Origin of the sequence: Brevibacillus sp. SKDU10 (assembly GCF_001645205.1) — a bacterium.
In the GTDB taxonomy this organism is placed as follows: Bacteria; Bacillota; Bacilli; order Brevibacillales; family Brevibacillaceae; genus Brevibacillus_B; species Brevibacillus_B halotolerans.
The window spans coordinates 1-2,005 of record NZ_LSSO01000025.1 but is presented as its reverse complement, the minus strand read 5'-3'; the positions used below and the strand labels follow the sequence as shown (position 1 = coordinate 2,005).

The 2,005-nt window shown below is 42.3% G+C and carries 1 protein-coding gene and 1 pseudogene; both read right to left on the bottom strand.

The window, feature by feature from the left end:
* Positions 1-214, bottom strand: a pseudogene (locus tag AYJ08_RS03255) (deoxyribonuclease IV); the annotation flags it as partial.
* A 157-nt stretch (positions 215-371) separates the two neighbouring features.
* Positions 372-2,005, bottom strand: a 1,634-nt coding sequence (gene typA / locus AYJ08_RS03250; RefSeq protein WP_064016567.1) for a translational GTPase TypA, incomplete at its 5' end; no start/stop codon positions are given.

Here is a 2,005-nt window from a genome sequence, read left to right as displayed (position 1 = left end):
GATTTGTAATATAAGGCGTATGGCACACCAGCGTAATGCCATGCTTGGTCATAATTTCTACGCCTTTGTTTGCATCTTTGTGGTCAATTTTTTTAGGTTTAAGTCCCCGTGGGTTCTTCGTGAACACCTGAAAGGATTCTGCTCCCAGATGAACGGCTTGCATAGCAGCCTTTTCTAATCCTTTTGCTACACTAATATGACATCCAATTTTCAATCTATTTCACCTCGTGGTTTTGTTGTCTATGAGCTTTATGTCTAACATGTCTACTGTAGCAATCTTTGCTTGCCTAGTCAAAAGAAAAGCCGCCTTGGAGTGCTTCCAAAACGGCTGATTTCCCTCATTTATTTGTACGCCTAGCAAGACGAATTTTTTATTCAAAGCGTCTTGTTTTGTTATAACGTTCACGATCTGACTTGTTCAAGTATTTTTTACGTAGTCGAACGGATTGAGGTGTTACTTCACACAGTTCGTCATCGTTTAAGTACTCAAGTGCTTCTTCCAACGATAAGATGCGCGGAGTTTTCATTTTAACTGTTTCATCCTTGTTAGCAGAACGAACGTTGGTAGCGTGCTTTTCCTTGATGACATTAACAGTCAAGTCATTATCACGGCTATGTTCTCCAACAATCATACCCTCATACACATCAGTACCTGGGTGGATAAACATGACGCCACGATCTTCTACTGACATTAAGCCATATGTGCTTGCAGTACCCGTATCATTTGAAATCAATACACCTGCACGGCGGCCACCTACGATACCAGGTACAACCGGGCGATAGCTATCAAAGGAGTGATTCAGGATACCGTAACCACGTGTAATGGTCATAAACTCGGTACGATAACCGATCAATCCGCGAGAAGGAATTAGGAATTCCAAGCGAACTTGTCCAAAACCATTGTTAATCATGTTCACCATTTCAGCTTTACGAGCTCCCAATGTTTCCATTACAGGACCCGTGTGCTCTTCTGGAACATCAATGATAAGGCGCTCAGTTGGTTCCATTTTCACACCATCAATTTCACGGATGATTACTTCTGGTTTGGAAACTCCTAGCTCGTAGCCTTCACGACGCATGTTTTCAACCAAGATAGACAAGTGCAATTCACCGCGTCCAGAAACAATGAATGCATCTGCTGAATCAGATTCTTCAACACGCAAGGATACATCTGTTTCAAGCTCAGCCATTAAGCGATCGCGGAGTTTACGAGAGGTAACGTGCTTTCCTTCTTTACCAGCAAATGGACTGTTGTTAACCAAGAAGGTCATTTGCAGTGTAGGCTCATCAATTTTCAATAATGGCAATGGATCTGGCTTATCAGCGTTGCAAACCGTTTCCCCTACGTTAATATCCTCTAAACCAGCAACAGCAATAATATCACCTGCACGAGCTGTTTTTTGTTCCACACGGTTCAGACCTTGGAAACCAAATAGCTTCTGTACACGCATTCTCTTGATGCTGCCATCACGCTTTACAACGGATACTTGGTCATTTAGATTGATAACGCCACGATAAACGCGACCAATACCAATGCGGCCTAGGAAGTCGTTATAATCAAGCATCGTTACTTGGAATTGTAGCGGCTCCTCTTCATTCGCTTCAGGAGCTGGAATGCCTTCAATAATTGTATCAAATAATGGTTTCAAGTCTTCTGATAAGTTATCTGGCTCTTTACCAGCAATTCCTTTAATACCAGAAGCATATACGATTGGGAAGTCCAATTGCTCTTCTGTAGCATCTAGATCAATAAATAGATCATAGACTTCATTGATAACTTCTTGTGGACGAGCGTTATCACGGTCGATCTTGTTCACAACAACGATCGGCGTCACATTTGCTTCTAATGCTTTACGTAAAACGAAACGAGTTTGTGGCATGCAGCCTTCAAAAGCATCAACAATCAACAAAACACCATCTACCATGCTCATGATACGCTCTACTTCTCCACCGAAATCGGCGTGTCCAGGCGTGTCCAGGATGTTAATGGTGTAATCCATATATT